Source organism: Streptomyces sp. CNH287 (genome assembly GCF_000424825.1).
Map to the genome: position 1 here is coordinate 556319 of NZ_AUKQ01000003.1, position 11352 is coordinate 567670.

Below are 11352 nucleotides of genomic sequence, written 5' to 3' on the forward strand. Positions count from 1 at the left end.
CGCGGTGCACTCGGGGGCGCTGCGGCAGGCTACTCCCTCTCCAGCCAGCCCTCGTACTCGGCCGCGAGCGCCTCCAGCCCGGCCGCGTCGTACGCCGCCGTGCGCTCCCCTGCGGCCCCGTCCGCCCCGGAGGCCCCCGTGGCCCCGTCCTCCTCGAGCACCACGAGCCACTGGGCGTCCTCGGCGTCGTCCTCACCGGCCAGGGCCTCGCGCAGTACCCGAGGCTCCTCCGGCAGGCCGAACCGCTCCCGCAGCTCCTCGGCCACCTCCCTCGCCGCGTCGCGGTCGGGCAGCACCAGGATGTGTCGTACGTCGGTCACCCCGCCATTGTCCGCCCGCCCGTGGCACGGCGCTGTCAGTGGGTCATGCGATGCTGTGCAGCGATGGCCGGTACTCGTGGAAAACCCTCGGCGGACGACCCCCTCGCGCCCGTCACGGTCGCGGTGGGGCAGGAAGAGCTGCTCCTGGACCGGGCGGTGCGACAGGTCGTCGCCGCCGCACGCGCCTCCGACCCGGACACGGACGTCCGCGAGCTGGCCGCCCCGGATCTCCAGCCGGGCACCCTCGCCGAGCTGACCAGCCCCTCCCTCTTCGCCGAGCGCAAGGTCGTCGTGGTGCGCTCCGCACATGACCTGAGCGCGGACAGCGTGAAGGACGTCAAGGCGTACCTGGGCGCTCCGGCCGAGGAGATCACCCTCGTCCTGCTGCACGCGGGCGGGGCCAAGGGCAAGGGCCTGCTGGACGCCGCCCGCAAGGCCGGTGCCCGCGAGGTCGCCTGCGCCAAGATGACGAAGCCCGCCGACCGGCTGGCCTTCGTGCGCGGCGAGTTCCGTACGGCGGGCCGTTCCGCGACGCCGGAGGCGTGTCAGGCCCTGGTCGACGCGATAGGAAGCGATCTGCGCGAGCTGGCCTCCGCCGCCGCGCAGCTCACCGCGGACATCGAGGGCACGATCGACGACGCCGTCGTCGCGCGCTACTACACGGGCCGTGCCGAGGCATCCAGCTTCACCGTCGCGGACCGCGCGGTGGAGGGGCGGGCGGCCGAAGCCCTGGAGGCGCTGCGCTGGTCGCTCGCCACGGGCGTGGCACCCGTCCTGCTGACCAGCGCGCTCGCGCAGGGTGTCCGGGCGATCGGCAAGCTGGCGACGGCCCCGCGTGGCATGCGTCCGGGCGACCTCGCGCGCGAGCTGGGCATGCCGCCCTGGAAGGTCGACCGGGTGCGGCAGCAGATGCGCGGCTGGTCGGCGGACGGCGTGGCCGCCGCACTGAGCGCGGTGGCCAAGGCCGACGCGGGCGTCAAGGGCGGCGGCGACGATCCGGAGTACGCGCTGGAGCAGGCCGTCCTCGCGGTGGCCCGCGCCGCGCGCTCGCGCTGAGCGGTCGGGTTGAGCGGCTGGCTGAGCGGCTGGGCCGCGCTCAGACGTCCTCCTGGTCGCTGTCGCCTGGATCGCCATCGGGGTCGCGTTCGGGAGCGCGCTCCTCGTCGTCCCGTGCGGGCGGGCTGTCGGCCGGTTTCTTGAGCCGTTCCAGCACCTCCCGGGTGTCCTTGGTGAGCATGCCCTTGACGCGCGTCTCGGAGAGTTCGAACGTCTCGTCGGCGGAGCCGGTGAAGCGGTTCCAGGTCATGTCGTAGGTCATCCAGCCGTCGCGGACCGCGAGGGTCATGCTCTCCAGCGCGTCCTCGTCATCGGTCTTGGTCACCAGGTACGCCTCCTCGCCGACGTCCCCGACCGCCTCGACGGCGTACGACGAGTCCTTGTCGTCGCGCTGGGCGTAACCCTTCCAGCGGGCGGCGAACTCGCCCGACGGATCACTGCCCTTGTGCCACTCGACGCTGACGGCGACCAGGGTGCTCACATACGACTCGGAGTCCGGCTCCGGCTCCTCCAGGGCCTGGCTGCAGTAGCTCACGTCCAGCTTCTCCTGCTCGGACGCGTACTGGTAGTTGCTGTCCGACGTGTCCCGCTCGTAGTGCTCCAGGAAGGAGTTCAGCGCCGCCACGTCGCACATGTCCTTGTGGTAGCGGTATCCGGCCAGGTCCGGGCTGGACTCCCCGCCGCCGTCCAGGGCTCCGGTCGCGAAGAGCGAACCCGCCCACACGGCGGACGCGAGGAAAGCCCCGCCGAGCCCCCACACCCACCCCGCCCGCCGCCCGCCCGGCGGACCCGGCGTGCCGCCGGGCGGCATCGAGGCGGGTGCCTGCCCGTAGCCGCCGACCGCCGGCGGCGGTATCTGCCCGTACGGGTTCGGCTGCTGGTACGGATTGGGCTGCTGGTACGGATTCGGTTGTGCCCCCGGCAACGACATGCTCAGCACCCTATCGAGCGAGCCCGCCCCGCCCACTCGCCACCGCCCGAACTCCAAGGGTGACGACGGCCATGGACACGTACGAAGGGGAAGCCTGCGAGCGAGAGTGGCGAACCCTACGGCTTCGACGACGGGTGGGTACCACTCGTAGGCCGAGGCTCGCCCGCCGGCGCGGCCCTGCCCACACAACGCGTACTGCCCGTCCGGGGACCCGGACGGGCAGTGAACGACCGGCCGGTGGCCGGGCGTGAAGCTGTGCGCCGCACCCGCGTGGCGAACGCAGGCCGCGTGCGGCGCGGTGTCGTGCAGGGGTCGGCGTGGAGCGGGAGAGAGGGTCCGCTGTGCCCGTCGCCGACGGGAGGGACGCGCCGTCCGGCCGCGGGCGGCGGGACGGCGGGGCCCGGGTCAGCCGTTGAGCGAGGCGACCTGCTGGGCCAGCGCCGACTTCTTGTTGGCGGCGTTGTTCTTGTGCAGGACGCCCTTGCTGGCGGCCTTGTCGAGCTTCTTGGAGGCGAGGCGCTGGGCCTCGGTGGCCTTGGCCACGTCGCCGGAGGCGACGGCCTCGCGGGTGCGGCGGATCGCGGTCTTCAGCTCCGACTTGACCGCCTTGTTGCGCTGGCGCGCCTTCTCGTTGGTCTTGATCCGCTTGATCTGGGACTTGATGTTCGCCACGAAAGAGCCTTTACGGGTTCGAATACAAGGGGTTGGTGCCCGCTTGCCGTACCACCCGGATCAGCCGTACCGGTACGGTCACGAGACACAGTGGACCAGGCTATCAGGAGGCCGTCCCGCCTCCCAATCAGGTCGGCGGCCCCGTGCTTCCGCCCGCTCATGGGACGATGGGAGCGACACAGCGACCCGAGCCCCCACCGACAGACCCGACAGGACCCCGCGTGCCCGCGACCCCTTCGAACGTGCCGGAGCCGAGCCGTACCGATCCGGCGCTGCTCCGCAACTTCTGCATCATCGCGCACATCGACCACGGCAAGTCGACGCTCGCCGACCGGATGCTCCAGCTGACCGGAGTCGTCGAGCAGCGCCAGATGCGTGCCCAGTACCTCGACCGGATGGACATCGAGCGCGAGCGGGGCATCACGATCAAGTCCCAGGCCGTGCGGATGCCGTGGGCGCCCACGCAGGGTGACGGGGCAGGGGTCCCGCACATCCTGAACATGATCGACACCCCGGGCCACGTCGACTTCACCTACGAGGTCTCCCGATCGCTCGCGGCCTGCGAGGGCTGCGTCCTGCTGGTCGACGCCGCCCAGGGCATCGAGGCGCAGACGCTCGCCAACCTCTATCTCGCGATGGAGAACGAGCTGACGATCATCCCCGTGCTCAACAAGATCGATCTGCCCGCCGCGCAGCCGGAGAAGTTCGCGGGTGAGCTGGCGCACCTGATCGGCTGCGAGCCGGAGGACGTGCTGAAGGTCTCCGCCAAGACCGGCGAGGGCGTGGACGCGCTGCTGGACCACGTCGTGCGGAAGGTGCCCGCCCCCGTCGGGGTCGCGGACGCGCCCGCCCGCGCGATGATCTTCGACTCGGTCTACGACGCCTACCGCGGCGTGGTCACCTACGTGAAGGTCGTCGACGGCCAGCTCAGCAAGCGTGAGCGCATCCGCATGATGTCCACGAACGCCACGCACGAGCTGCTGGAGATCGGCGCCAGCTCGCCCGAGATGACCCCCTCCGACGGGCTCGGGGTGGGCGAGGTCGGCTATCTGATCACCGGCGTGAAGGACGTACGGCAGTCCAAGGTCGGCGACACCATCACCCAGCTGCACAAGGGGGCGACGGAGGCGCTCGGCGGGTACAAGGAGCCGAAGCCGATGGTCTTCTCCGGCCTCTACCCGCTGGACGGCTCGGACTACCCCGAGCTGCGCGACGCCCTCGACAAGCTCCAGCTCAACGACGCCGCGCTGGTCTACGAGCCGGAGACCTCGGCCGCGCTCGGCTTCGGCTTCCGCGTCGGCTTCCTGGGCCTGCTGCACCTGGAGGTGGTACGGGAGCGGCTGGAGCGCGAGTTCGGGCTCGACCTGATCGCCACGGCGCCCAACGTCGTCTACCAGGTCGCCATGGAGGACGGCAGCGAGCACACCGTCACCAACCCGAGTGAGTTCCCCACCGGCAAGGTGGACTCCGTGCGGGAGCCGATGGTGCGGTCCACGCTGATCGCGCCGAGCGAGTTCATCGGCGCGATCATGGAGCTGTGCCAGTCCCGCCGGGGCACCCTCCAGGGGATGGACTACCTCTCCGAGGAGCGCGTGGAGCTGCGCTACCAGCTGCCCCTGGCCGAGATCGTCTTCGACTTCTTCGACGCGCTGAAGTCCAAGACCCGCGGCTACGCCTCCCTGGACTACGAGCCCAGCGGCGAGCAGGCCGCCGACCTGGTCAAGGTCGACATCCTGCTCCAGGGCGACCGGGTGGACGCCTTCTCCGCGATCGTCCACAAGGACAAGGCGTACGCGTACGGCGTGCGGATGGCCTCCAAGCTGCGCGAGCTGATCCCGCGGCAGCAGTTCGAGGTGCCGATCCAGGCCGCCGTCGGCGCCCGGGTGATCGCCCGCGAGACGGTCCGCGCGATCCGCAAGGACGTCCTGGCCAAGTGCTACGGCGGTGACATCTCGCGGAAGCGGAAGCTGCTGGAGAAGCAGAAGGAGGGCAAGAAGCGGATGAAGGTCGTGGGGCGCGTGGAGGTGCCCCAGGAGGCGTTCATCGCCGCGCTCTCCAGTGACAGCGACGGCGGGGACACCAAGGCGAAGAAGTAGCCGGAGCGGCCTGGGCGGGGCGGTCTTCCGGCTCTCCGGCCGCGCTGGGACCACCGACCCCTTACGTACGGGCACCGCTGCGCTTAGTCTGAGCGTGCTCAGTAGTTACTGGTGAGTCACAATCAAGCGCATGACGCGGGCCCGGAGGATGTCGTGAGCGACACACAGTCCCTGATCGAAGACCGGCCGCCTTCCGTGGCGACTCTGTTCCTGGAGCGGGTGACCGCCACGCCGGACGCCGAGGCGTACCGCTACCCGGTGCCCGCGTCCTTGGGCGAGGGCCCCGACGAGTGGCGCTCGTACACCTGGGGCGAGGCGGCCACGCGGGTGTTCGAGATCGCCGCCGGGCTGACGGCGCTGGGCGTACGGCCCGAGGAGCGGGTGGCCGTCGCCTCCAGTACCCGGGTCGACTGGATTCTGTGCGACTTCGGCGTGCTGTGCTCCGGGGCCGCCACGACGACGGTCTACCCGAGCACCAACGCCGCCGAGACGGCCTACATCCTCGCCGACTCCGCGAGCCGGGTGCTGATCGCCGAGGACGCGGCCCAGCTGGCGAAGGCCCGCGAGTGCCGGAGCGAGCTGCCGGACCTGCGGCACGTGGTGGTCATCGAGGAGGCGGACGCCGTCGCCGCCCCGGAGGATCCGGACGGCTGGGTGCTCTCGCTCACCGAGCTGATGCGCCGGGGTGCCGCCTACCTGGAGGAGCACCCGCGGTGCGTCACGGACACGGTCGCCGCGCTGCGCGCCGACCAGCTGGCGACACTGATCTACACCTCCGGCACCACCGGCAGGCCCAAGGGCGTACGGCTGCCGCACGACTGCTGGTCCTACATGGCGAAGGCGATCGCGCAGACGGGTCTGATCCAGACCGAGGACGTGCAGTACCTGTGGCTGCCGCTCGCGCACGTCTTCGGCAAGGTGCTGACCGCCGGACAGATCGAGGTGGGCCACGTCACCGCCGTGGACGGGCGGATCGACAAGATCATCGAGAACCTCCCGGCGGTCCAGCCGACGTACATGGCCGCCGTGCCCCGCATCTTCGAGAAGGTCTACAACGGCGTGGCGGCCAAGGCGAAGGCCGGCGGCGCGGCCAAGTACAAGATCTTCCAGTGGGCGGCGGGCGTCGCGCGCGAGTACGGCCGGGTCACCCAGGACAACTTCCGCCGCACCGGCACGGCCGGCGCGCCCGCCGGCCTCAAGGCGAAGCACGCGGTGGCCGACCGGCTCGTCTACGCCAAGCTCCGCGAGGCGTTCGGCGGGCGGCTGCGCGCCTGCATCTCGGGCTCCGCGGCGCTGGCACCGGACATCGGCTACTTCTTCTCCGGCGCGGGCATCCACATCCTGGAGGGCTACGGCCTCACCGAGTCCAGCGCCGCGAGCTTCGTCAACCCGGGCGAGGCGTACCGCACCGGCACCGTCGGCAAGCCGCTGCCGGGCACCGAGGTGCGCATCGCCGACGACGGCGAGATCCTGCTGCGCGGCCCCGGCATCATGCAGGGCTACCACGGGCTGCCGGAGAAGACCGCCGAGGTCCTGGAGGACGACGGCTGGTTCCACACCGGCGACATCGGTGAGCTGTCCCCGGACGGCTATCTGCGCATCACCGACCGCAAGAAGGACCTCATCAAGACCTCCAGCGGCAAGTACATCGCCCCGGCCGAGGTCGAGGGCCAGTTCAAGGCCGTGTGCCCGTACGTCTCGAACATCCTGGTGCACGGCGCGGACCGGAACTTCTGCACGGCGCTCATCGCGCTGGACGAGGTCGCGCTCACGGAGTGGGCCGGGGAGCAGGAGGCGCTCAAGGGGCGGCCGTACGCGGAGGTCGTCGCCTCCGAGGAGGTGCGGCAGCTGGTCGACGGCTATGTCGAGCAGCTCAACGAGGGTCTCCAGCGCTGGCAGACGATCAAGAAGTTCCGCATCCTGCCGCGGGATCTGGACGTGGAGCACGGCGAGCTGACCCCGAGCCTCAAGGTCAAGCGGCCGGTGGTGGAGCGCGAGTTCGGGCACCTGATCGAGGAGATGTACGAGGGCTCGCGCGTGTAGCCCGGCGTCCGTCCGCCGCCGCGGGGCGCCCCGCGGCGGCGCACCTGCCGCGTGCCCGCCCTGCGCCGTCCGTCCCGCGTCGTCCGCCGGTCAGTCCACCAGGTCGCGCACCACCGCGTCCGCCAGGAGCCTGCCCCGGAGGGTGAGCGCGGCGCGGCCCCGCTCGTACGCCTCCGAGCGCAGCAGCCCGTCCGTCAGCGCCTGCCGGGCCGCGCGCGCCCCGGCGGGGGCGAGCAGGTCGAGCGGGCAACCGTCGGCGAGGCGCAGTTCCAGCAGGACGCGCTCCACCCGCCGGTCCTCGGCCGGGAGCAGCTCGCGCCCGGCGCCCGGTGAGCGGCCCTCGGCGAGCGCGGCGGCGTAGGCGGCCGGGTGCTTCACGTTCCACCAGCGCACCCCGCCGACGTGGCTGTGCGCGCCCGGACCGGCGCCCCACCAGTCGGCGCCCGTCCAGTACAGCTCGTTGTGGCGGCAGCGGGCGGCGGGGCTCGCGGCCCAGTTGGAGACCTCGTACCAGTGCAGTCCGGCGGCGCTCAGCGCCTCCTCGGCGAGGAGGTAGCGGTCCGCGTGCACGTCGTCGTCCGTCATCGGGACCTCGCCGCGCCGGATGCGCCGGGCCAGGCCGGTGCCCTCCTCCACGATCAGCGCGTACGCGGAGATGTGGTCGGGGCCCGCGCCGAGTGCGGCCTCCAGGGTGGCCCGCCAGTCGTCGTCGGACTCGCCGGGGGTGCCGTAGATCAGGTCGAGGTTGACCTGCTCGAAGCCCGCGGCGCGCGCCTCGGCGACGCACGCCTCGGGGCGGCCGGGGGTGTGCCTGCGGTCCAGCACCCGCAGCACGTGCTGCCGGGCGCTCTGCATGCCGAAGGAGATCCGGTTGAAGCCGGTGGCGCGCAGTTCCTCGAGGTAGGCGGGGCCGACGGACTCCGGGTTGGCCTCGGTGGTGATCTCGGCGCCGGGCGCCAGCCCGAACTCGTCCCGGATCACGCCCAGCATCCGGCCCAGGTCCGCCGCCGGGAGCAGGGTCGGGGTGCCGCCGCCCACGAACACGGTCTCCACCTGCCGCGGATCGTCGCCGAGCACCTTGCGGGCGAGCCGCACCTCGTCGGCGAGCGTGTCCGCGTAGGTGTCCTGCGAGGTGCGGGCGCCGCCACTGCCGCGCAGCTCGCTCGCGGTGTAGGTGTTGAAGTCGCAGTAGCCGCAGCGGGTGGCGCAGTAGGGGACGTGCAGGTAGAAGCCGAGCGGGCGGGACGCGGCCCCGGCAAGGGCGGGCGCGGGCAGCGAGCCGTCCTCGGGCACGGGCTCGCCGTCGGGAAGTGCGGAGGGCATGGGCTCCATTGTCCGCCATCGTCACCCGAAGGTGTGCCGCCGACCGCCGGGGGGTGCGGACGCCGAGGCCGGGAGGTTACGCTGAGTGCACGCTGCTGGATGGGAGGTCAGGCGATGACCGCCGTGGACGACCGGGTCATACAGCTCTTCGAGCAACTCGAAGTGCCCGAGGGGTACAAAGCCGAGCTGTTGCGGGGGGAAATCGTGATGATGGCCGGGCCCGACTGGGTCCACAACATGATCGTCCAGTCCGTCGCCGACCAGATCCCTCGTGCGCGCTGGGATCGGCTCCAAACCCAGGACATCGCCGTTCCGGGTGAGGCGAGCGAGCCGCAGCCCGATCTGGTGGTGTACGAGCGAGGGGCGTTCGAGGGGCCGGGCCGTCTCGTGCCCGCCCCCGCGGTCACGCTGCTCCTCGAAGTCGTCTCGAAGTCCAGCGTGGACCGCGACTACCGGGTCAAGCGGTCGATCTACGCGGCCGGGCGGGTGCCCGCCTACCTGATCGCCGATCCGCTGGCCGGGCGCTGCGTGCTGCTCACCGAGCCGGGGGGCGCGGGGGAAGGGGCGGACTACGCGGTGGAGCGCACGTCGAAGTTCGGTGATCCTGTTCCGCTGGACGCGCTCGGGGCGGTGCTGGACACCGCCGAGTTCCGGACGCTCGGCTGATCGCGCCAGCACCGTGCGGGGAGCTACTTCTTGTAGACCCCGCTGCGGTGCCCGATGCGCACCACGCGGACGCACAGTACGTCGTGAAGCACGGTGTAGACGACCCGGTAGTCGCCGACGCGCAGCCGCCGTTCGCTGTCGTCCGAGCCGACGAGAGCGGTGGTGTGGTTTCCGTACGGATCTTCCAGCAGTTCCGTGACCTTGCGCAGGATGCGCAGAGCTTGGGGCTGGTCGATGGCGCGCAGTTGGGCCCTGGCCGTTTCCGTGAAGCGAACGCTGTACTTCACTCAGCGCGGTCCAGGGTTTCGCGCATGACCTCATCGAGGCCGTAGGTCTCTTCGTTCAGCGTGTCGCGAATCGCGCGCCGGTCCGCCTCGTCTTCCAGCAGGCGGAACTTACGGAGGGTGTCCATGGACACCACGGCGGCGACCTCTTTGCCGTTCCGGGTGATCACGGTGGGTTCGTCGCGCAGCGCGCGGTCGATCAGATCGCCGAAGTGCGCGCGGGCCTCCCGTACCGGTTCGCTCAGCATTTCACTCATAGGCCAAGTGTAGCGTGTGCAGCGTGTGTACACAATCTGCCTCAAGGTGCGCCCGTCACCTCGGCGCGGTCACGAAGTCGATCAGCTCCTCCACCCGCCCCAGCAGCTGCGGCTCCAGGTCGCGGTAGGAGCGGACGGCGCCCAGGATGCGCTGCCAGGCCGCGCCCGTGTTCGGCGGCCAGCCCAGCGCCGTGCACACGCCCGTCTTCCAGTCCTGCCCGTGCGGCACCCGGGGCCAGGCCGCGATCCCCAGCGAGGCGGGCTTCACCGCCTCCCAGACGTCGATGTAGGGATGGCCGACCACGAGCACGTCCTCACCCGTGACCCGGGCCGCGAGGCGGGACTCCTTGGAGCCCGGCACCAGGTGGTCCACCAGCACCCCGAGCCGGGCGTCCGGCGCCGGGCCGAATTCGCGTACGAGCGCGGGCAGGTCGTCGATGCCCTCCAGGTACTCGACGACCACGCCCTCGATCCGCAGGTCGTCGCCCCACACCTTCTCCACCAGCTCCGCGTCGTGCCGCCCCTCGACGTAGATGCGCCCCGCCCGCGCCACCCGCGCGCGGGCGCCCGGCACCGCCACCGACCCGGAGGCCGTACGCCGGGCGGCCGAGGTGCCGCGGGCGTCCGCCGGGCGCGGCCGTACGAGCGTCACCGTCCGGCCCTCCAGCAGGAAGCCGCGCGCCTCCAGGGGGAAGACGCGGTGCTTGCCGAAGCGGTCCTCCAGCGTGACGGTGGGCCCCTGCGCGGTCTTCTCGCAGCGGATGACGGCACCGCAGAAGCCCGTCGTGACCTCCTCGACCACGAGCCCGGGGTCCGCGGGGACCTCGGGGGCGGCCGTCTGCCGCTTCCAGGGCGGGGTGAAGTCCGGGTCGTAGTCACGGGTGCGCATGCGCGCCATTCTTCCCGCCGGACGGTACCTGTGCGAAGCGCCGTGCCAGCTGGTCCCGCTGGGCGCGTACGAACGCCGCGTCCACCACCTCCCCGTGGCCGGGTACGTACCGCGCGTCCTCGCCGCCCAGCGCCAGCAGCCGGTCCAGCGCCCCGGGCCAGCGCGCGGGGTGCGCGTCCGGGCCCGCCTGCGGTTCGCCGGACTCCTCCACCAGGTCGCCGCAGAAGACGACGTCCGGGTCGCCCGGCGCGGTGCCGGGGACGAGCGCGACCAGGTCGTGCGGCGAGTGCGCCGGGCCGAGGGCGGCGAGCACCACCCGCCGCGTGCCGCCCAGCGAGAGGGTCAGCTCCCCGGAGACCAGGTGCCCCGGCGCCACCAGCACGTCGGCCGCCTCCGCGGCCTCGCGCGGGCTCACCCCCTGCCGGACGGCGTCCCGCCGGATCGCCTCCCGGCCCGGGGAGCCGGCCCGCAGCAGGGCGTCCAGCCCCGCCGCGCCGTACACGCGTACCCCGGCGAAGGCGGCCGTGCCCAGGACGTGGTCGAAATGGGAGTGGGTCAGTGCGACCTCGGTCACCCGTCGCCCGAAGCGCTCGCGCACCGCTTGGCGGATCTCGCCGCCCTGGCGCAGCGTCGCGCCCGTGTCGATGACGAGCACGCCCTCGGGTCCGGCGACCGCGCCGGCCGTCGCGTCCCACCCGGGGAGCCGGCGGCGGGCCACGCCGGGGGCGATCTGCGTCCATCCCCACGGGTCCTGCGCGCTGTGTGCCGCACGCGCCTCCCGCCGTGCGACGTCTTCCCATTCGCCTGCCATGCGG

Annotated in this window: 12 protein-coding genes; 4 read left to right on the forward strand and 8 right to left on the reverse strand. The window is 72.1% G+C overall.

Features of this window, described 5'->3' with window-relative positions; genetic code table 11:
• Nucleotides 1-29: 29 nt before the first annotated feature.
• Nucleotides 30-320: a hypothetical protein gene (locus H299_RS0102355; protein WP_027747096.1), complete on the reverse strand. Its 291-nt coding sequence runs from the start codon at nucleotides 318-320 to the stop codon at nucleotides 30-32.
• Nucleotides 321-383: 63 nt separating this feature from the next.
• On the opposite strand from H299_RS0102355, the gene holA reads away from it, so the two are divergent.
• On the forward strand, nucleotides 384-1376 hold the full coding sequence (gene holA, locus H299_RS0102360; protein ID WP_027747097.1) for a DNA polymerase III subunit delta: 993 nt from the start codon (nucleotides 384-386) through the stop codon (nucleotides 1374-1376).
• 40 nt (nucleotides 1377-1416) lie between these two features.
• Here holA and H299_RS31740 read toward each other — a convergent pair whose 3' ends face one another.
• Nucleotides 1417-2307, reverse strand: a complete 891-nt coding sequence (locus H299_RS31740; RefSeq protein ID WP_051262033.1) for a hypothetical protein — start codon at nucleotides 2305-2307, stop codon at nucleotides 1417-1419.
• A 405-nt stretch (nucleotides 2308-2712) separates the two neighbouring features.
• Complete coding sequence (rpsT, locus tag H299_RS0102370; RefSeq protein ID WP_027747098.1) at nucleotides 2713-2979, reverse strand: 30S ribosomal protein S20; 267 nt, start codon at nucleotides 2977-2979, stop codon at nucleotides 2713-2715.
• A gap of 221 nt (nucleotides 2980-3200) precedes the next feature.
• Between rpsT and lepA the strand changes: the two genes are divergently transcribed.
• Both lepA and H299_RS0102380 read left to right on the forward strand, forming a co-directional pair.
• Nucleotides 3201-5075 carry a translation elongation factor 4 gene (gene lepA, locus H299_RS0102375; RefSeq protein WP_027747099.1) on the forward strand — a complete coding sequence of 625 codons (1875 nt, stop codon included), beginning with the start codon at nucleotides 3201-3203 and terminating at the stop codon, nucleotides 5073-5075.
• A gap of 153 nt (nucleotides 5076-5228) precedes the next feature.
• Nucleotides 5229-7118, forward strand: a complete 1890-nt coding sequence (locus H299_RS0102380) for an AMP-dependent synthetase/ligase (RefSeq protein ID WP_027747100.1) — start codon at nucleotides 5229-5231, stop codon at nucleotides 7116-7118.
• 90 nt (nucleotides 7119-7208) lie between these two features.
• On the opposite strand, the gene hemW is transcribed toward H299_RS0102380, so the two are convergent.
• On the reverse strand, nucleotides 7209-8441 hold the full coding sequence (gene hemW, locus H299_RS0102385) for a radical SAM family heme chaperone HemW (RefSeq protein WP_027747101.1): 1233 nt from the start codon (nucleotides 8439-8441) through the stop codon (nucleotides 7209-7211).
• A 114-nt stretch (nucleotides 8442-8555) separates the two neighbouring features.
• Between hemW and H299_RS0102390 the strand changes: the two genes are divergently transcribed.
• Entirely contained in the window at nucleotides 8556-9107 is a 552-nt protein-coding gene (locus H299_RS0102390; protein ID WP_027747102.1) for a Uma2 family endonuclease, read from the forward strand.
• Nucleotides 9108-9130: 23 nt separating this feature from the next.
• On the opposite strand, the gene H299_RS0102395 is transcribed toward H299_RS0102390, so the two are convergent.
• From H299_RS0102395 to H299_RS31745, 4 genes are read right to left on the reverse strand one after another with little or no spacing between them, the layout of a single operon-like run.
• Nucleotides 9131-9394: a type II toxin-antitoxin system RelE family toxin gene (locus tag H299_RS0102395; RefSeq protein WP_027747103.1), complete on the reverse strand. Its 264-nt coding sequence runs from the start codon at nucleotides 9392-9394 to the stop codon at nucleotides 9131-9133.
• The gene (locus tag H299_RS0102400; protein WP_027747104.1) at nucleotides 9391-9648 is read right to left on the reverse strand and encodes a type II toxin-antitoxin system prevent-host-death family antitoxin; all 258 of its coding nucleotides are present in this window, start codon (nucleotides 9646-9648) and stop codon (nucleotides 9391-9393) included. The genes H299_RS0102395 and H299_RS0102400 overlap by 4 nt, the downstream gene beginning before the upstream one ends.
• 55 nt (nucleotides 9649-9703) lie before the next feature.
• Entirely contained in the window at nucleotides 9704-10537 is an 834-nt protein-coding gene (locus tag H299_RS0102405) for a DUF3097 domain-containing protein (RefSeq protein WP_027747105.1), read from the reverse strand.
• Nucleotides 10524-11348 carry an MBL fold metallo-hydrolase gene (locus tag H299_RS31745; protein WP_078512391.1) on the reverse strand — a complete coding sequence of 275 codons (825 nt, stop codon included), beginning with the start codon at nucleotides 11346-11348 and terminating at the stop codon, nucleotides 10524-10526. The genes H299_RS0102405 and H299_RS31745 overlap by 14 nt, the downstream gene beginning before the upstream one ends.
• Between the last annotated feature and the right edge of the window lie 4 nt (nucleotides 11349-11352).